An 18719-nucleotide genomic window follows, 5' to 3' on the forward strand; every position below is an offset into this window, starting at 1 on the left:
CTGTTTATGTTTATTCGGGGAAGGGGGCGCGCATGCAAGATCGGGCCGATGGACGGGGCGCACGCGCAAAAGCCCCGCCAATCGCAGGTTTGGCGGGGCTTCCTTTGCAGTCTATATGCGACCTTCACGCAGTCCGCGCTCGAACAGCTTGCGGATTCGTTCGTCCGGCTGAATGCCGAGTTCCGCATGCAGAACCCGTTCCAGCTGTCGATAACGGGCGATAAACGCCGCCTGGTTCTTCATGTCCAGATCGATTCGCATCGCCATTTCATAGGCTTCCTCGTCAAGCGGCTGCATGTCGATCAATTGCCGGATGTGCTGCATCGCCTTGCCTCTGTCGCCGGAGCCCAGGAAGTAGACGCCCAGCCGTTTTGCAAGCGCGGCGAACCGCTGGCGATACATTTCCCGCGTCTGCAAGCACCAAGGGTAGCTCCAGGAACCGAACAAATCGCCCTTGTACAGCCCGAGGCACTGTTCGTACATTTCCGCGTTGGCGGCCGTGATCGGCGTTTCTGCGAAGGCAAGGCTCGCAAACTGCGCCACATCGCTCGCCAGGTCCTCCGCCTCAAACCGGTAGTGCGAATGGCGGTAGGAGATGCCGGCAGCCACGGCATACGACTTCAACGTTTTTCTTACCTGGTAAATCGTGGTATGAAGATTGGAAAACGACTGCACTTCGCTGCAATCCGGCCACAGCGCGTCGATAATTTCCCATTTGCTGATCTCTTGCCCGCGCTTCAGGAACAGATACGCCATTAATTCCTGCGCCTTCCCGGTTCGCCAGCTGACGTACCCGTCTGCGGGATCGCTCCCGACAAGCAGGAATCCGCCGAACCCGGTCAAGGTGTTCGGTTTTTCGTTGACGAAGGTCGGGGCGGTCGGCAGCCGCTTTCGTTTGTACAGACGGGTAATCGTCTTTCGCAGCTCCTGAATGTCCACCGGCTTCAGCAAATAGTCCACGGCATTGGCCTTGATCGCCCGGAACGCAAATTGATCGTAAGCGGAAACAAAGATGATTTCCGTCTCCTCGTTAGCGTCCTTCACTCGTTCGGCCAGCTCCAATCCGTTCATCAACGGCATCTGAATATCCAGAAAGGCGACTTCCGGCTGCAATTCGGCGACTGCGGCAATCGCGTCCAGCGGATTGACGAACGTGCCGGCAACTTCGATTCTGCCGTCCAGGTCAAGCAACCTCTGCAACAGCTTGATCGCCATCAACTCGTCGTCTACAATGATGGCCTTCATGATTCAAGTCTCTCCTTGTATGACTGTCAGCCTGATTGCGCCACCAACAGCCCGAAGTCCGGAGCCGTTGGTCAGGTCAAATCATTATACCCACTTTCATCGCATTTCTACCGCTTGCCTTGAAGCTGCGCTTAGCGGATGCAAGACGAAAAAGCCCGCCGCGCGCCTTCCTTGCCGGGCGCGTGGCGGACGTTGGGCTTGCCGGCTTGCCGGTGCGACGAACCCGACTGGCTCATGCCGCCGGATTGGCACACCGGGCCGCAGCTTCGCTCCTGCGGACGGACATCCGATCAGTCGATGGATACGCCGCCGCTGGCATATCCGGCAACCGTATTGATCAACGATACTCCGGCGGCAGTCACCGTATAAACCATCATCAAACGCGTTTGCGGGGTCACCGGAATCGACAGGCCGGTCGTCAATCCTGACGAAATCGTCCCGATTGCCAGAACGCCGGTAAGTGCCGGAGCAAGCGTAACGATCGCGCCGGGAACCGCCGTGAAACTATCATCCGGCGTCGCCGAGCTGTACAGCTGCGCCGTAATGGTAACGGTCGTTCCAACCAACGTCAAAGCGGCAGTTGTGCTGAAATAGCCCGACAGGCTCGTAATGGTTCCGGCGCGAGGTACGGAGAAGGCGAAGTTTTGCAGCACACTCCCGTTTCCGGTCAGATCAATCGTCGATCCGACAATGGATGGCGTCGGAGCGGAGTTTCCGAATCCGATCAAGCCGCCCGTTCCGGCCAGTCCGCCCGCTATAGTCGTCAACGCCACCGGAACGCCGGAAGCGAAAGGGATAATCGCTCCCGCACCGGGGTCCCCTTTGGAAGCCAGAAGCTTGTAACTGCTGCTTGAATCCGGCGTACCCGACACAGGAACCGAAGTCACGATATAAGTGCTTCCCTGATAGGTGACGACTTGATTTAGCGTATAAGCTGGAGCTGCCGATGAATCGTATGCGACAAGCCCGTTAAGTCCCGCGCCTGCAGGCCCTTGCGAACCCGCAGCGCCGGCCGTACCCGCAGCGCCTGCTGGGCCTTGCGGTCCTGCCGGGCCTTGCGGTCCTGCGGGTCCCTGCGGGCCTGCAGGACCTGCCGGACCTTGCGATCCCGCGGGTCCTTGCGCTCCCGTACCCGGTGCGCCTGCCGGACCTTGTGGTCCCGCCGGACCTGCCGGGCCCGCAGGACCTTGTGGTCCCGCCGGACCTGCAGCGCCTTGCGGTCCAGCAGCGCCTTGTTCGCCCTTTTCGCCGGGAATGTTGACTTCCTGCTTCTCCACTTCGGCGACATCAATGAAGGTGGCCGCGCCGTTGTGCAGGATAACGATGATGCGCTGTCCCTTTTTCAGCGGCGAGCCTTCGCCGTCGCTGCCGTAAATGCTGGCTTCCCCGTCAACCGGGTATTCCTCAACTTCGCCGTTGTCCGCCAACAGGGAGATGGTGCCGTCTTCCAAGCCAATAAACGTGCCTTTGGCCGCTTTGCCCGGCTTTTCGGCAGTATACGTTTCCGCATTGCTGAGCACCTTGGCCACTTGCGCCCGGGTAATGGAGTCAAGCGGCTTGAACGTATTGTCGGGAAAACCGTCGATAATGCGCAGCTGCGTTGCAGCATTAATATAGCCGACCGCCCACGGCGACGAGCTCGCGGCGTCCGAGAACAGAACGGCGCTGTTGGCGAGCGTCGCTGCCGCCGCCTGCTTGCCGATCGAGCGCACCACCAGCTTCGTGACCCACTCGCGCGTCGCGGGCTCTGCGCCCCAGTTCGGTCCGTTGGCTTCCTCGCCGGGCACGACAAGCCCGCGCTTGACGGCAAGCTCGGCCCAGCCCGCTGCCCAATCGCTCACGTTCAGTCCCGAACCCGAGCCGCTTGCTGCCGCATTTTCGACGCCGAGAAAACGAAGCGCAAGGACAATCGTTTCCTGGTGGCTGACCGATTGGTTCGGATTGAATTTGCCGCCTTCGTCCCCTTCCGCCACGCCAAGCGCAGCGAGCTTCGATATGTACTTGTACGCCCAGGAATCCGCGCCGACGTCGGAGAACGAATATTGCGCCGCCGCCGCATGAACTACGTTCGGCACGCCCCATGTCGCTACGCCGGCTGCCTGAGTGAGCACGACGGAAGCGATAAGCATCTTGAATACCGGCTTTTTCACTTTGTGCAGCAAACTGTCCTTGGCGGATCGTTTTCCTTGAAATTTCTTGTTACTTTCCATAATCTCTCCCACTTTCTTTTTTGAAATCGCGACAACTTTTTGGCATTCCCGACAAACTGACACTCCGATACGCATGGTTGCGCCTTGCCTCCGACTGTTTCGCTATAGGCAGACCTCCGGAACCGCAACTTTATTTTCTGCTCCTCTTTTATCATAACGTTCTATTCTGGACATTCTCTGGACATGATTCGACATATTCCGATATATTTAACAAATTTCATCCATAAAAATAAGTGATATGAACTATATCTAAAGAACTACAAACGTACTTTTGCTTTGAACACCTGTCGCGCCATGCCCACAAGCGGCCCTTATGCGCCATGTCGGCTGCACGTCCGTTGGTTGCGCCGCTTGAAACAATATGGTAAAGGAATACTATAGCCTGCGCATGAGATCGATGCCAACCGCCGGAAGGAGATTTCCATGAACGAACACAATGCACAGACAGCAGGCTGGAACTTCGATACCAGCTACACCCGGCTGCCGGAACTATTTTATACCCTGATGGCCCCTTCTTCAGTCCGGGCGCCGTCGCTTGTGAAGCTCAACGAGCGGCTGGCTTCTTCGCTTGGCCTGGATGCGAAAGCGCTGGCGAAAAGCGACGAAGGAGCTGCCGTTTTTGCCGGCAACCGGGTGCCGGAAGGAGCGTCGCCGCTGGCGCAAGCGTATGCCGGGCATCAGTTCGGCCACTTTACGATGCTGGGCGACGGCCGGGCGTTGCTGCTCGGCGAACAGATCACTCCTGCCGGCGACAGGTTCGACATTCAGCTCAAAGGCTCGGGCAGAACGCCGTATTCCCGCCGCGGCGACGGCCGGGCGGCGCTGGGTCCGATGCTGCGCGAATACATCGTCAGCGAAGCGATGCACGCGCTCGGCATTCCGACGACGCGCAGCCTGGCGGTTGCGGCAACGGGAGAAAAGATCTACCGCGAGACCGAACTACCCGGCGCGGTGTTGGCCCGCGTGGCCGCAAGCCATTTGCGCGTCGGCACGTTCCAATATGCCGCACAGTGGGGAGCGGCGGATGATTTGCAAGCGCTGGCGGATTACGCCATCGCCCGTCATTACCCGGATCTGCCGTCCGGCGACGGGCGTTATGCCGCACTGCTGCAAGCCGTGTGCAGCCGCCAGGCCGCGCTTATCGCCAAGTGGCAGTTGGTCGGGTTCATTCACGGCGTCATGAACACCGACAACATGACGATCAGCGGCGAAACGATCGACTATGGTCCCTGTGCGTTTATGGACAGCTACGATCCCGCTACAGTGTTCAGCTCCATCGATACGCACGGCCGTTACGCTTACGGCAACCAGCCGAACATCGCCGCCTGGAACCTGGCGCGCTTCGCCGAAACGCTGCTGCCGCTGCTGCATGAGGAAGAAGAGCGCGCAATCGGGATTGCCGAGGCGGAGCTGGTGCGGTATTTCGACGTTTACCGCGGCGAGTGGCTCGCAGGCATGCGGGCGAAGCTGGGCCTGTTCGGAGAGGAGGAGCACGATCAGGCGCTGGCGGAAGATTTGCTCAGCCTGATGCAGAAGCATCATGCGGATTACACGAATACGTTCCGCGCCTTGTCGGCAGAGGGAACGACGGAGTCGGGGCCGATGTTGTTCGGAACCGCGGACTTTGGGCAGTGGCGCGAGCGGTGGCGGGCACGGCTTGCGCGACAGGAGCAGTCGCACGAGGAGTCGCGGCGGCTGATGCGCGCAAGCAATCCTGCGGTGATCCCGCGCAATCACCGGGTCGAAGAAGCGCTGGCCGCCGCCGTGGAACGGGATGACTTGAGCGTGATGGAGCGGCTGCTGGCTACGCTGGCCGATCCGTACGCTTATTCGCCCGAGCAGGAGGAATTTAGCGTGGTGCCGGCGCCGTCCGGGCCGTATCGCACGTTTTGCGGCACTTGACGGCCGCGCACAACAACCCGCCGGAATTTTACATCCGGCGGGTTGTTGTGCGCGGCCGTTTCATGCGCTGCAGCACCTGCACGGGCTCGCAGCGGCGCGTTTAGCGCATGTTTCATGCGCTGCAGCACCTGCCCAGGCTCGCCTGTTTAAGCCCGGCAACGCAAATGTCCATTGCCGTCAACTTGACAACATTGAACTGCACACCCTCCTCGCTCAACCGTTCACTACTTCGCCGCCGTTGATGTGCAGCGTTTGCCCGGTCATGTACGACGAGTCGCCGCTTGCGAGGTAAACGTATGCGGCCGCCAGCTCATACGGCTGGCCGGCGCGCTGCATCGGCGTGTCGCCGCCGAACGTGGACACCGCCTGTTCGTCGAACGTCGACGGGATGAGCGGCGTCCAGATCGGCCCCGGCGCCACGGCGTTGACGCGAATGCCGTCGCCGGCGACATTTTGCGAGAGTGCCCGCGTGAACGAAACGATGGCGCCCTTCGTCGCCGAATAGTCGATCAGCGTCGGATTGCCGCGGTAAGCGGTAATCGAAGCGGTGTTGATGATTGACGCGCCCCGCTTCAAATGCGGCAGCGCCGCGATGGTCATGTAGAATATCGCAAACACATTCGTGCGGAACGTCGAAACCAGCTGCCGCTCGGTAATATCCGTCAGCTTCGGCTGCGGGTGTTGTTCGGCTGCGTTGTTGACGAGCACGTCCAGCTTGCCGAAGGAGCCGATCGTTCGCTCGATCGTTTCGTTACAGAACGATTGTTCGCCGATATCGCCGGCAAGCAACTGACAGCGGACGCCGAGCGCTTCGACCCGCTTGCGCACCACCTCCGCATCTTCATGCTCGTTCAAATAAACGATCGCCACATCGGCGCCTTCTTTGGCGAAGGCGATCGCCGCCGCCCGGCCGATGCCGCTGTCTCCTCCGGTAATAAGCGCGGTTTTGCCTTTCAGCTTCATGCCGGGCCGGTAATCGGCCGATTCGTATTGCGGCGCCGGGTGCATCGCCGTTTCAAGGCCGGGCTGGCGGTCCTGGTGCTGCGGCGGAAACGTCTGTTTCGGCGCAGTTGTCGGGGTGCCTGTGGTCATGGCGCTTCCCTCCTTGTCACTTGTTGTGGAATCGAATCCGCGTTCCTGATGCGATTACCACTATTGTGCAAGGATGAATCAGCGATTATACGATTTCCCGAATAGCGGGAAATCCATCTTACATCACGGTTTCCTCATGGTATAATGGTGTCATATATCATAACATAAACATTTCTCATGGGGAGGGATACGATGTCCGGCGTGATTTCGAAAGCGATCCGCGTGCTCGACATGCTGCTGCCGCACGGCGAAGAAAAGGAGCTCAGCGTCACGGAAATCAGCAAACGGCTCGAAATGCCCGTGCAGAGCGTGCACCGGATCTTGTCGTCGCTGCGCGAGCACGGCTTCGTCGCCCGCAACAGCCAAACGCGCAAATACAAGCTCGGCCTGTCGTTGATGAAATACGGCTCCCTCATGCGCGACAGCCTCCTGTTCCGCTCCGTCGCGCAGCCGTACATGCAAGAGCTGTCGCGCGCCACGAAAGAAACGGTGTACCTGGCTTCGCGCGAAAACGACGAAGGCGTTTACGTCGACGCCATCGATTCGCCCCAATTCCTCAAAATATCCGAACCGATCGGCCTGCGTCTTCCGCTTGTCATCGGCGCTTCGAACCGCGTCATTCTCGCCTTTCTGCCCGCCAAAACGCAAGAAGAACTGCTGCGCAAGGTCGACTGGCGCAACGTCCCGTCGCTCAAGCCGCTGACGCGCGAATACGTCCTCGCAGACCTCGAAACAATCCGCAAGCAAGGCTTCGCCACGACGACCGGGGAAGCAACCGAAGGCACGACCGGCATTGCTGCGCCGATCTTTTCGTACGAGCGGCAAGTCATCGGCTCGCTGAACGTGGCCGGGCCGGCCATCCGCTTTCAGCGGGAGACGATGGAGCGCAACGTCGTTCTCGCCAAAAAATTCGCCGAGCTGATCTCCCGCGAAATGGGGTATTGACGCCGCGCAAACTTTTTTTGTGCGCATTCCCGTTATTCGGGAAAACGGCCTTTAGGCCGCCTTCTTTCGCCATTATAATGTTAGATATAATAACTTTAACCTAACATTAAAGTGGAAAAGGAGCAAAAGCGATGAGCCCGCAACCAATGTCCCAAGCGAAACACCCGCTCGAGCCGCTGCATCCGGCGGAAATCGAGGCGGCGGTAGCGATCGTCAAGGAGGAAAAGGCGCTTGGCCGGTTCGACCGGTTCGTGTCGGTCATGCTGAAGGAGCCGCCCAAGTCCGTCGTGCTCGAATACGATGGCAAGGCGCCAATCGACCGCCAGGCGGCGATCGTGCTGCTGAACAATGCCGCCAACGCCGTGTTCGAAGCCGTCGTTTCGCTCGCGCAGCGCAAAGTCGTCTCGTGGAAGCATGTTCCCGGCGTGCAGCCGACGATCATGCTTGACGAGCAGATTGAGTGCGAGGAAGCGGTCAAGCGCAGCCCGTTGTTCCGCGAAGCGCTTGCCCGTTTGGGCGACTTCGATCCGGCTCTCGTCATGGTCGACCTCTGGTCGGTCGGTCATTTCGGTGCGGCCGAAGAAACCGAGCTGCGGCTCGCCCGGCCGTTGTGCTTCCTCAGGGCGGACGCGAAGGAGAACGGCTATGCCCGGCCGCTTGGCATCATGCCGGTCGTCGATTTGAACCGGATGGAGGTCATTCGCGTAGAGGAAGCCGCCTACTCTTCCATCCCGCCGATGCCCGCGCATTATACGCCGGACCGGATCGGACCGCCGAGGAGCGACATCAAGCCGATTTCGATCACGCAGCCGGAAGGGCCCGGCTTTACGCTTGACGGCCACCGGCTCCGTTGGCAAAGCTGGGACATGAACGTCGGCTTCAACAGCCGCGAAGGGCTCGTTATCCACACGGTCAGCTATGACGATCAGGGCGTCAAACGCCCGGTGCTGTATCGCGGCGCCTTGTCCGAAATGGTAGTGCCGTACGGCGACCCCTCTCCGTCGCAAAATCGCAAAAACGCCTTCGACAGCGGCGAATACGGCATCGGCCAACTGGCGAACAGCCTCGAGCTCGGCTGCGACTGCGTCGGTTACATCCAGTATCTGGACGCGGCGATGACGAACAGCAAAGGCGAAGTTGCCGTGATCAAAAATGCGATCTGCATCCACGAGGAAGATTACGGAATCCTCTGGAAACATACCGATTGGCGCACGAACGAAGTGGAGGTGCGGCGCTCGCGCCGGCTCGTCGTGTCGTCGATTTCGACCGTCGCCAATTATGAATATGGCTTTTTCTGGTACTTTCACCAGGACGGCAACATCGAATTTCAAATCAAGCTGACCGGCATCCTGTCCGTCGGCTGTCTGGAGGAAGGAAGCAAGCCCGCATACGGCACGATGATCGCGCCGGAGCTGTATGCGCCGAACCACCAGCACTTTTTCAACGTGCGGCTCGATTTCCAGATCGACGGCATGAACAATACCGTATACGAAGTCGACACGCTCGCGGGGGCGCCCGGGCCGGACAATCCGATGAACAATGCGTTCTACGCCCGGGCAACGAAGCTGGCGACCGAACGGGAGGCGATCCGCGACTTCAAGTTCGAAACCGCCCGCTTCTGGAAAATCGTCAACGACAACGTCAAAAACGGGATGAACGCTTCCGTCGGCTACAAAATCGTGCCCGGCGAAAACTGCTTCCCGTTTGCGGCGCCGCAATCGAGCGTCATGAAGCGCGCCGGTTTCGCGCAGCACCACCTTTGGGTGACGCCGTTCGACGAAAACGAGATGTACGCCGCCGGCAACTATCCGAACCAGCATCCGGGCGGCGACGGCTTGGCGGGCTGGACGCAGCGCGACCGCTCCGTCGACAACACCGATATCGTCGTCTGGTACACGATGGGCCACAACCATATCCCGCGTCCCGAAGACTGGCCGGTCATGCCTGCCGCCTATATCGGCTTCCTGCTGAAGCCGGTCGGCTTCTTCGGCGCCAACCCGGCGATCAACCTGCCGTCGTCGGCCAAAAAGAGCGGCTCCTGCAGCGCCTCCGCCAACAGCTGCCACTCGCAGGCGGGGCACGGATGAGCGGGCCTGCGGCATCCGCCGCCCCTTCCCGCCAAACCTCGCCCGCGAAGCTGGCGGGAATGCCGCTGCTGTCCGCCGCCGGCATTGCGGCGCTGCACGCGGTTCACCTGCTTGCGCTGCCGACGATGAGCGCCGGCGCAACCGGCATGGCGAACATGGACATGGGCGAACACGTCCATTCTCACCAGGCCGCCGGAGCATCCGGCATGTCGCTGCTGCTGGCAGCGCTGGTGCTGGCGAATGCCGCCGGCATCGGCTTCGGCATTCGCACATTAGCGCGAACGGGCGCGCAAAACCGCCATCGTTTCCTTTGCCGACTGACGGCGTACGTCTCCATCGCCGTCGGGCTCGGCTCGTTCCTGCTGATGTTCGCGCAGCGATAAGCGAGTCGTAATAAGCCATGTTTTACGTCAAAAATGACCGCCAGCACGAAAATAGCCAGCGATTTCACTGGCTATTTCGCGCGAATGGAGTAAAAAGAGGGGAATAAGCCATTTTTTATTTTATGGCTTATTTTTTGATAACAACATCATCTTCGCCGGGAACCAGCTCCAGCACCGCAATCGCCATTTTCGGCAGGTTGACGGTCAATGTGCCGCCTTCCGTGCGGAAATCCGCGAACGGCTGCGGCTTCACGCGGTCCGGCTGATCGAACGTGTTATGCGCATCCACGGCTTCGGCGGCGAGCAGCGTGCCGCGAACGGCGGGCGACTCCATGCCAACCCCCCGCAGCGTGAGCTCGATCGTTGCGCCGTCCGCGTGCTGCAGGTTGCACACGCTGATGTGGACGCGTCCCTCCTTGTCCCGGGAGGCGGAGACGGACACGGCCGGAATGCCCCTCCCGCTGCCGTGGCTGTAAACGCCGGCGTCGTACGTCAGCTCGAGCGCTTCCGCGTCCTGGTGCACCTGGAACAGGTCGAACACATGATACGTCGGCGTCAGCACCATGTTCTCCCCATCGGTCAAAATGACGGCTTGCAGCACGTTGACCGTTTGCGCGATGTTCGCCATCCGCACCCGCCCGCTGTGCTTGTGGAAGATGTGGAAGTTGAGCGCCGCCACCATCGCGTCGCGCATCGTGTTCTGCTGGTACAGGAAGCCGGGATTCGTGCCCGGCTCCACGTCGTACCACGTCCCCCACTCGTCGACGATCAGCCCGACGCGCCGGTCCGGGTCGTAGCGGTCCATAATTTCGCCGTGTTTGGTCAGCAGTTCGTCCATGAACAACGTGCGGTCCAGCACGACGAACCATTCGTTCGCCGCGAAGCCGGTTGCGCTGCTGTGCGCCTTCAGCGAGCGCGGATGCGTGTAGAAATGCACCGATACGGCGTCCAAATAGCCGGCCGCCTCGCGCATGACGACTTCCATCCAGCGGTAATCGTCGCCGTTCGGCCCGCAGGCGATCCGGTGAATGCGGTTGTCGCCGTAGTTGCGGACGTAGGTTTGGAACCGGCGGTACAGATCGGCGTAATATTCCGGCCGCATGTTGCCGCCGCAACCCCAGTTCTCGTTGCCGACGCCAAAATACTTCACCTTCCACGGCTCCCGGCGTCCATTGCCCGCGCGCAGCTCGGCCATCGGCGACTCGCTTTCGCTTGCGGTCGTCAGGTACTCCACCCACTCCGACATTTCCCGCACCGTGCCGCTGCCGACATTGCCGTTGATGTACGGCTCGCAGCCGATCAGCTCGCACAACGCCATAAACTCGTGCGTGCCAAAATGGTTCGTTTCGGTGACGCCGCCCCAATGCGTGTTGATCATCCGCTTGCGCCGCTCGCGCGGGCCGATGCCGTCCTTCCAGTGGTATTCGTCGGCGAAGCAGCCGCCGGGCCAGCGCAGCACCGGCACCCGAATCTGCCGCAGCGCTGCCGCCACGTCGTTGCGGATGCCGTTCGTATTCGGAATCGGCGACTGTTCCCCGACCCAAATGCCTTCATAAATACACCTGCCCAAATGCTCGGCGAAGTGGCCGTAAATATTCCGGTCGATCGTGCTCATGCGCTTGTCGGCGTTGACGATGCCGCGATAGGCCATATCAGCTCAGCTCCGTTTCTCCAAATGGAATGCCTGCCCAAAGTATAGCGGCTTGTGCGGCGGCGAACCATCCATTATACTGTCTGAAAACTGACCTATCGTGCTTTTTCGAAAGAGGGAGGGAACTTCATGATCCGGCTGCTCAGCTGCGGCTACCACTATGTGCACCGCGACGGCATTGTCATCGATCGACCGACCGGAGCCGGCAACTACGCGTTCGTCCTGTTCAAGAGCGACGCCGAAATCGTGGTGCGCGGCCACGGCGCCGCCGCAAGCAAAAACTCGTTCATCCTGTTCCAGCCGTCCACGCCGCATCTGTACCGCGACGCGGAGCCTCCGTTCGTCAACGACTGGTTTCATTGCGAAGGCGACGAGCTCGCCCCCTTTTTGGCGCGGCTGCGCTTCCCTCTGGACCAACCGGTGCGGGCCGCCGACCCGTCCGCCATTTCGCGCTCCATCATGGACATGCAAAACGTCCACCGCATGGGCGGACCGCTGCGGGAAGAAATTGTCGACCTCGACATTCGTTGTCTGCTGGCCAAATTGAGCGACTGGCAGCAGCGCGCGCCGCTTCCCGAAGCGACCGACCGCTATTTCCGCCCATTCGCCGAACTGCGGACACGGCTGTACAGTGAACCGCAAACCCATGTCACCGTCGAATCGCTTGCTGCCGGCGTCAATTTGAGCAAATCGTATTTTCAGCACCTGTACAAAGATTTGTTTGGCTGCTCGGTCGTGCACGACATGATTCAAGGCCGGCTGGAGCAGGCCAAATATTTGCTGCGGAGCAGCTCTTATTCGGTTGCCGCGATCGCCGACATGTGCGGATACGACAACGACACGCACTTCATGCGCCAGTTCAAAAAATTCGTCGGCGTAACGCCGAGCCGGTTCCGGAAACCGGACCACTCGGCTCTGGCCGCGCCTTCATACCCGCCCGGCCTTACTCCTTCACCTGCTTCGCATACCTCACCGCATGGATCGCGACGCGAATGAGCAGGACCGCGCTGATGAGCAAACCGGCGTAACCGAATACGGCCACCAGATCGAATTCGTCCCGGGCGCGGCCGCCGCTCAGATGAAGCAGCCCGATGGAAATGCCGCCGAACGCCGTCCCGACAAAAGCAAGCAGCGCTTGCGTGATCCATTTTGTCGCGAACGAGGCGCTGGCCTTGTCGGCGAACAAGCTGGCCCTGACCGCAAACTCGCCTTTCTCCAGCATCGCGCCGAGATGGTCGAGCCGCCGCGGCAGCCGGCGCATGACGGGAAGCAGCTCCAGCAGCTCGTTCGTCGCCGTTTGCTTCAGATCGTCGCCCGCGCCGATCGGCAGAAATGCTGCCGCATGTTCGCGGGTAAACCGGCGGGACTCGTCCATCAGACTGAACGAAGGGTTCAGCTGCGCCATCGTCCCTTCGAGCGTAAGCAGCGATCGAAACGCGCCGGCAACGTTCGGGAAAAATGACAGCCCGAATTCGGCCATCAGCCGAAACAGCCCTTGCACGAACGCTTCCGAACTGCCGGGCACACGATGCGCATGCGCCGTCTGTACAAGCAGTTGGCTGAGCGCTTGCTCCAGCCGTTCCTGCTCGAGCTCCCGTTTCGGCTCGACCAGCTGCGCCAGCGCGTCCGCGATCACATAAGCGTTGCGCTGCTCGAAGCCGTACAGCAGCCGCTTCAAGGCGTCCTGCTGCAGCGTGCCGAGCCGGCCGACCGAACCGAAATCGAGCAGCGCGGGAGTACCGTCCTGCAAAATGTATACATTGCCGGGATGAGGATCGGCGTGAAAAATGCCCTGGATGAATCAATCGTCCAGCAAGGCCGAAAACTCGCCGCCGATAAGCGGTCCGTAGCCAAGGTGAGCATTCCACCGATATCTTCTCCGATAGGGCAGGATAACGGGACCGACTTGGAATCCTTTACGGTTCGGTCGCCCTTAGGGGAAGCCCAGCCGTCAGCTTGGAGATTTTGCAGTAACGCCGTTAGTTATCGTATCCGATCTGCACGGAGAAGTCTTTCTTATTGCGATTGACCCGATTCATTATGACGATTCCAGTCGCCGATATGAGCAAGGTCCATACATTCTATATGATTGCTCGTTTCCCGGGTTCCCAGCTTCTGAATGAGAGCATAAATGTTTCTTAACGTTTCGTCGTACCCGTCGTTATCGGGATCGATATGGTACGGAACACCCGCGGCATGGGAACGAAGGAACGATCCGTTATCGAATTCCGCTTTCATCTCAAACAGTTCCTGCAATTGATCGAGTTCGTCCTGCGTAGCCTCAATTTCGAATTCATAAGCAGCATCGCCCTGATTTTCCATAATGGTTCCGGATTGCACCGAAACGTAGTATTTTCGTCTATCCATTTGTAATCCCCCTTTCACCAATAAAAATAAAAAAGCAATGCACTCCCAAGCACGACAAATATCGGGAACAACACATACATGATCAGTATCGGATTGGCCAGAATGGGATGTTTGGTCGTCGTTTTATTCAAGCCTTCGTCAAGCTCACGGTTTTGTTGTCTCCGAATCATCACAAAGGACGAGACCAAACTGAATGCAACGACAACGGCACATATCACAATCAAGTATGGGGACACATGAGTTTCCGCCTTTTCCTTGGAATAATCGTCGCTTATGTTATTCCATCGTCTCAGCAAATTTATACTGTCTTAACTCCGCAAGGACTTCATTTAAGGAAGCCTCCTTTCGGAGTCCAATCAGGACTTGGCCGGATCCTTTTACGTTTGTGCTTTATCCGCGAATCTGTGCTCATAACCGTAAGCCATCAGTTATCGATTATTTTTTGAATATCATTTATGATATTTCAGCTTAGATATGGTCATGATAGCTAGAAATAAACATCTTTGAAACATGGAGGTAATTACGTTGGGACAGACTTATACGGTGAAGAAATACAGCGGACTCATGGATTGGATCACAACGGTAGACCATAAGAAAATCGGAATTCTCTATTTCCTCGCCGGCGGCATTTTTTTCCTTGCGGGAGGTTTGGAAGCGATTTTGATCCGGATTCAGTTGCTTTATCCAGATCAGCACATCTTCATCGGCGGAACTTTCAACCAATTAACTACCATGCATGGAACGACCATGATTTTCCTGGCAGCCATGCCGTTGATCTTCGGATTTATGAATGCCATCGTTCCTTTACAAATAGGGGCCCGCGACGTAGCGTTTCCCTTTTTAAACTCTCTTGGTTTTTGGCTTTTCGTCGCCGGCGGCGTTCTGCTGAATGTCAGCTGGTTTTTGGGAGGAGCGCCGGACGCCGGTTGGACAGCTTACCCCCCGCTCTCGTCGGATACATACAGCGGCCACGGCCTCGATTTCTATGTGCTCGGTTTGCAGATTTCCGGGATTGGTACGCTAATCGGGGGTATCAACTTCATGGTCACAATCATCAATATGCGCGCGCCGGGTATGTCGTTTATGAGGATGCCGCTTTTCACATGGACGTCCTTCGTCACTTCCGTACTAATTCTGTTTTCTTTCCCTGCCTTGACCGTAGGTTTGGTCGAATTGATGTTTGACCGCTTGTTCAGCGGCAACTTTTTTGAAGTGGGCAAGGGCGGTAACACGCTCCTTTGGCAGCATGTGTTCTGGATCTTCGGTCACCCCGAAGTGTATATCCTGATCCTGCCGGCTTTCGGCATCATTTCAGATGTCGTCAGTACGTTCTCTCATAAACGATTATTCGGCTACAGCTCGATGGTGTTCGCAACTGTCCTGATCGGATTTTTGAGCTTCATGGTTTGGGCTCACCATATGTTTGCAACCGGCCTGGGTGCTGTGGCGAACTCGATCTTCGCGATTGCGACGATGACCATCGCCGTACCTACCGGAGTTAAGATTTTTAACTGGCTGTTCACCATGTGGGGGGGGCAAATCCGTTTTACGGCAGCCAACCTGTGGGCAGTCGGGTTTATCCCGACCTTCGTCCTGGGCGGTATTACAGGCGTAATGTTGGCCATTGCGGCCGCCGACTTCCAGTATCACGATACTTATTTTGTTGTCGCTCATTTCCATTACGTTATTGTCGGTGGCTTAATATTCGGCATGTTTTCCGGTTTCTATTACTGGTGGCCGAAAATTTTCGGACGCATGCTGAGCGAAGGTCTTGGAAAACTTCATTTCTTAATGTTCTTTATTGGCTTCCATCTGACGTTCTTCCCGCAGCACTTCTTGGGATTGATGGGCATGCCGCGTCGTGTATTTACATATTTGCCTGGCGAAAGATTGGGGACAGGCAATTTTATCAGTTCGATCGGTGCGTTCTTGATGGGCGTGGGCATGGTCGTTTTTCTGATCAATATTATTCTCACTTCTTTGAAGACAAGAAATGCTGCTGCAGATCCTTGGAACGGACGTACGCTAGAATGGGCGATTCCATCGCCGGCGCCAGAATACAACTTTAAGCAGTTGCCTCTCGTCCGTGCTCTGGACCCGCTCTGGAAAGAGAAATCCGCCGGCAACAAAGAAATGACGCCTGCCGAACCGGTCGGATCCATCCATATGCCGTCCGCTACAAAGCTGCCGATCTTGATGGCGTTCGGATTGTTCATTGCCGGTTTTGGTTTTATGTATGCCAAATACGATTTTGGCGACGATGGGACTGATGTCCACATAGCTTTCCTGGATATAATCTTCAATTATTATGTCATTTCGATTGCCGGGATCGGGATCACGCTCGTTTGCATGTTGCTTCGTTCGGTTTACGACGATCACGGCTGGCATATCGAGCCGGATGAGCAGGAAGAGATTTATCCCGCCAATTCAAGATAGACGAACGTCACGCAAACCTGAGACAATCGATTAAACAACAAATCTGGCATGATTTAACAAAAACAACTTTCAATATTTATAAGACGGTGAAATCACTATGGCTTATTTAGTCTCTGCGATTTTTGTCACTCTAGGTTTGTTGATATCAATGGTAATCACTGAAATGGGACTAAAAGGAATAACAAAAAAACGAACCATTTTGATAAGCCCCATGTTTCTTGCGTTAACTATTGTCCTGGGGGTATTGATTTACAACTATTTTATCTGATCTAAATAATTAAAACAGCCTGTTGAGAAACCTCAGCAGGCTGTTTTTCTTGTCAATTTCACCACTAGAAAAAGACGCCCATTCTACGGGAATCGGACAAGGTTCTTGTCAACCGAGATGCCTTGATATTAAATAAATGTAGTTTTCCCTACCATATACCCAATATTCTAAATAATAGTTTTTAGTCTAGCTAATATCCGGCTATTAGTCCATGCCTTAAATTAACAACTCACGTACACTGAACCATCTTTATAGGGAGGTGTCGATATTGGGTTGTCTAGATCGAACTAACTCCGCGAAAGCCCCTTGACCCCCGGAAGGTTTAGCGGCAAGTCGATTCCATAAAAAGGTCGCTGTTCCTGGTATTAGCCGGATACGCACCCTCTTAAAAATGCCCTATATCAACAATACATAAATTAACAGGAAGTTGTCGAAGATCTCGGTGATTCGATTTATAATCTCAAGCGGAAGGAAAAATAACACAAATTCGAGCTGACTATATCTGGAATAATAAGTAAACGAGCAACATGGGATATGGGTCTTAATAATGGACAAAATACATTTGATTCTACAACTAAGGAGGTAACTTTTTCGTGGGAATTCTAAGCGGTAACCCAAAAGATGAGCCAATGCATTACGGTGAAGTATCCAGTGTTTGGACAGCTTCTACTACAGCAAAAGCAGCAATTTCTTTTTATCAAGCATATTTAAATCATACCGGTGACAAGGACCTAAGGAAATTGATTGAAGACTACATTAATCAAGCAAAACAAGAAGTAAAAGAACTGGATGAGGTACTTAATGCGAATGGTATCGCTCCTGCTCCAATAATGGCTGACAGACCGAAAGCCAATCTCGAAGATATTCCTGTGGGTGCCCGTTTAGCAGATCAGGAAATTGCTGCTGCAATATCTGCCGACACAGCAACAAGTCTTGTTGCTTGCACTCAAGCAATGGCGATGTGTATTCGCGAAGATATCGGCGCATTATTTGGAAAATATGCTGCCGCAAAAACCGTACTTGGTGGTAAAACCCTTAGAATGCTTAAGGATAAAGGTTGGCTAATACCTCCTCCATTACTTGTAAATAGACCGGAAACTGTTAAAATTTGAACGATTTGTATTTTAGCAGCTTTTCATTTACGGATGATGCAAACGCAAAAAATCGTATTTTTACAAAATTCCGCGCCATCGCGGAATTTTTTTATGTACTCAAATTCATTTCCTTAAACAGCCGTGGAAAAACGGGGCCCGATTCATGAAAATTACTTCGTATGCCGCTACAATCGGACCGCCATTTTGCTCCGACTCCGAATGTCGTTTGGCCGCCAGCCACGCCGGATCTTGCCGGAACCGCTCCCACTGCCGTTCGCGCTCCTCCCTGTCGGCAAACGCCAGCACATAATAAAGCTTCGGCTTGCCGTCGGCATCGATCCAAAAATCCGTCACCTTCATGCCCAATCGTGCGAAAATAGCGAACGTATGCCGGGTAAACCGCTCTTGAATCGCTTCCATCCGGCCTTCATGCATCGTATAAATGCGCAGCTCGTACAACATGCTTGTCGCCTCCATGACGTGGACCCATTTTCTCTATTATAACGGTTGCGCCCGCTATTGAAATGCATCTCCCGTTGCTGCCGCCCCTCAAATCGACCTTTTCAGCGAAATAACCAGCGATTTCACTGGTTATTTTCGATGACACAGGCGAAACGGGGCAAATAAGCCATTTTTCATTGGCTATTTGGCAGGCAACGTTTGCGAGTACGAGGAAAAGCCCCCGGAGCACGCAACGCTCCCGGGGCTTTCGCCATTCAGTCTTTCAATTCGGTTCCATTCGCACGAATGAACGCCAACCCTTGCTCCGAAATTGCGACCGTCCGTTTGCCCGTCCCCGGCCGCAACAAACCCGTCCGGATCAGCTGCGTTCTAGCCATGACTACGCGGTTTTGGTATAAGAGTTGCCGCCCGCAGGCCGTTTTGAGCAGACGTTCTTCGGCCGTCAGCCCGAATTGATCCGCCAGACGCTCGTTCAATTCGGAAAAGCCAACCTCCCGTTCGTCCGCTGCCGCACGCAGCAAAGGAACGATCCACTCGCGGTAATCCGGTATCGCCATATTGCCACTGCCACCTTCCT

General features: G+C 56.4%; 15 protein-coding genes. 7 read left to right on the top strand and 8 right to left on the bottom strand.

Going from position 1 to position 18719, the window contains the following annotated elements:
• Positions 1-111: 111 nt before the first annotated feature.
• A complete protein-coding gene (locus EXY20_RS09025; protein WP_135549956.1) occupies positions 112-1245 on the bottom strand; it encodes a response regulator in 1134 nt (377 codons plus the stop codon).
• Between the two features lie 290 nt (positions 1246-1535).
• Positions 1536-3455, bottom strand: a complete 1920-nt coding sequence (locus tag EXY20_RS09030) for an exosporium glycoprotein BclB-related protein (RefSeq protein ID WP_167859104.1) — start codon at positions 3453-3455, stop codon at positions 1536-1538.
• Between the two features lie 423 nt (positions 3456-3878).
• On the opposite strand from EXY20_RS09030, the gene EXY20_RS09035 reads away from it, so the two are divergent.
• Positions 3879-5357 (top strand): protein adenylyltransferase SelO, encoded by a 1479-nt coding sequence (locus tag EXY20_RS09035; protein WP_135549960.1) that lies wholly within the window; start codon positions 3879-3881, stop codon positions 5355-5357.
• 213 nt (positions 5358-5570) lie between these two features.
• Here EXY20_RS09035 and EXY20_RS09040 read toward each other — a convergent pair whose 3' ends face one another.
• A complete protein-coding gene (locus tag EXY20_RS09040) occupies positions 5571-6449 on the bottom strand; it encodes an SDR family oxidoreductase (protein WP_135549961.1) in 879 nt (292 codons plus the stop codon).
• A gap of 192 nt (positions 6450-6641) precedes the next feature.
• Here EXY20_RS09040 and EXY20_RS09045 point away from each other — a divergent pair, with 192 nt between their 5' ends.
• From EXY20_RS09045 to EXY20_RS09055, 3 genes are all read left to right on the top strand, one after another.
• Positions 6642-7394 (top strand): IclR family transcriptional regulator, encoded by a 753-nt coding sequence (locus EXY20_RS09045; RefSeq protein WP_135549962.1) that lies wholly within the window; start codon positions 6642-6644, stop codon positions 7392-7394.
• Between the two features lie 131 nt (positions 7395-7525).
• Positions 7526-9481 carry a primary-amine oxidase gene (locus tag EXY20_RS09050; protein WP_135549964.1) on the top strand — a complete coding sequence of 652 codons (1956 nt, stop codon included), beginning with the start codon at positions 7526-7528 and terminating at the stop codon, positions 9479-9481.
• On the top strand, positions 9478-9864 hold the full coding sequence (locus tag EXY20_RS09055; RefSeq protein WP_135549967.1) for a hypothetical protein: 387 nt from the start codon (positions 9478-9480) through the stop codon (positions 9862-9864). The genes EXY20_RS09050 and EXY20_RS09055 overlap by 4 nt, the downstream gene beginning before the upstream one ends.
• 127 nt (positions 9865-9991) lie before the next feature.
• On the opposite strand, the gene EXY20_RS09060 is transcribed toward EXY20_RS09055, so the two are convergent.
• Positions 9992-11515 (bottom strand): alpha-N-arabinofuranosidase, encoded by a 1524-nt coding sequence (locus EXY20_RS09060; RefSeq protein WP_135549969.1) that lies wholly within the window; start codon positions 11513-11515, stop codon positions 9992-9994.
• A 129-nt stretch (positions 11516-11644) separates the two neighbouring features.
• On the opposite strand from EXY20_RS09060, the gene EXY20_RS09065 reads away from it, so the two are divergent.
• Positions 11645-12511 carry a helix-turn-helix domain-containing protein gene (locus EXY20_RS09065; protein ID WP_135549971.1) on the top strand — a complete coding sequence of 289 codons (867 nt, stop codon included), beginning with the start codon at positions 11645-11647 and terminating at the stop codon, positions 12509-12511.
• Here EXY20_RS09065 and EXY20_RS09070 read toward each other — a convergent pair.
• Both EXY20_RS09070 and EXY20_RS09075 read right to left on the bottom strand, forming a co-directional pair.
• The gene (locus EXY20_RS09070) at positions 12459-13313 is read right to left on the bottom strand and encodes an AarF/UbiB family protein (protein ID WP_328592517.1); all 855 of its coding nucleotides are present in this window, start codon (positions 13311-13313) and stop codon (positions 12459-12461) included. The two genes, EXY20_RS09065 and EXY20_RS09070, sit on opposite strands and share 53 nt — an antisense overlap.
• Positions 13314-13531: 218 nt before the next feature.
• Positions 13532-13882 (bottom strand): hypothetical protein, encoded by a 351-nt coding sequence (locus tag EXY20_RS09075; protein ID WP_135549974.1) that lies wholly within the window; start codon positions 13880-13882, stop codon positions 13532-13534.
• Between the two features lie 564 nt (positions 13883-14446).
• Here EXY20_RS09075 and ctaD point away from each other — a divergent pair.
• Together ctaD and EXY20_RS09085 are read left to right on the top strand one after the other, a co-directional pair.
• The gene (gene ctaD / locus EXY20_RS09080; RefSeq protein ID WP_407944905.1) at positions 14447-16318 is read left to right on the top strand and encodes a cytochrome c oxidase subunit I; all 1872 of its coding nucleotides are present in this window, start codon (positions 14447-14449) and stop codon (positions 16316-16318) included.
• 861 nt (positions 16319-17179) lie between these two features.
• Positions 17180-17698, top strand: coding sequence for a DUF3231 family protein (locus EXY20_RS09085; protein ID WP_135549979.1), 519 nt, complete (start codon positions 17180-17182; stop codon positions 17696-17698).
• Between the two features lie 105 nt (positions 17699-17803).
• On the opposite strand, the gene EXY20_RS09090 is transcribed toward EXY20_RS09085, so the two are convergent.
• Together EXY20_RS09090 and EXY20_RS09095 are read right to left on the bottom strand one after the other, a co-directional pair.
• Positions 17804-18142 (bottom strand): NIPSNAP family protein, encoded by a 339-nt coding sequence (locus tag EXY20_RS09090; RefSeq protein WP_135549982.1) that lies wholly within the window; start codon positions 18140-18142, stop codon positions 17804-17806.
• Between the two features lie 254 nt (positions 18143-18396).
• Positions 18397-18699, bottom strand: coding sequence for a winged helix-turn-helix domain-containing protein (locus EXY20_RS09095; protein ID WP_135549984.1), 303 nt, complete (start codon positions 18697-18699; stop codon positions 18397-18399).
• Between the last annotated feature and the right edge of the window lie 20 nt (positions 18700-18719).

Origin of the sequence: Paenibacillus cymbidii (genome assembly GCF_004764705.1) — a bacterium.
GTDB lineage: Bacteria > Bacillota > Bacilli > Paenibacillales > NBRC-103111 > Paenibacillus_AN > Paenibacillus_AN cymbidii.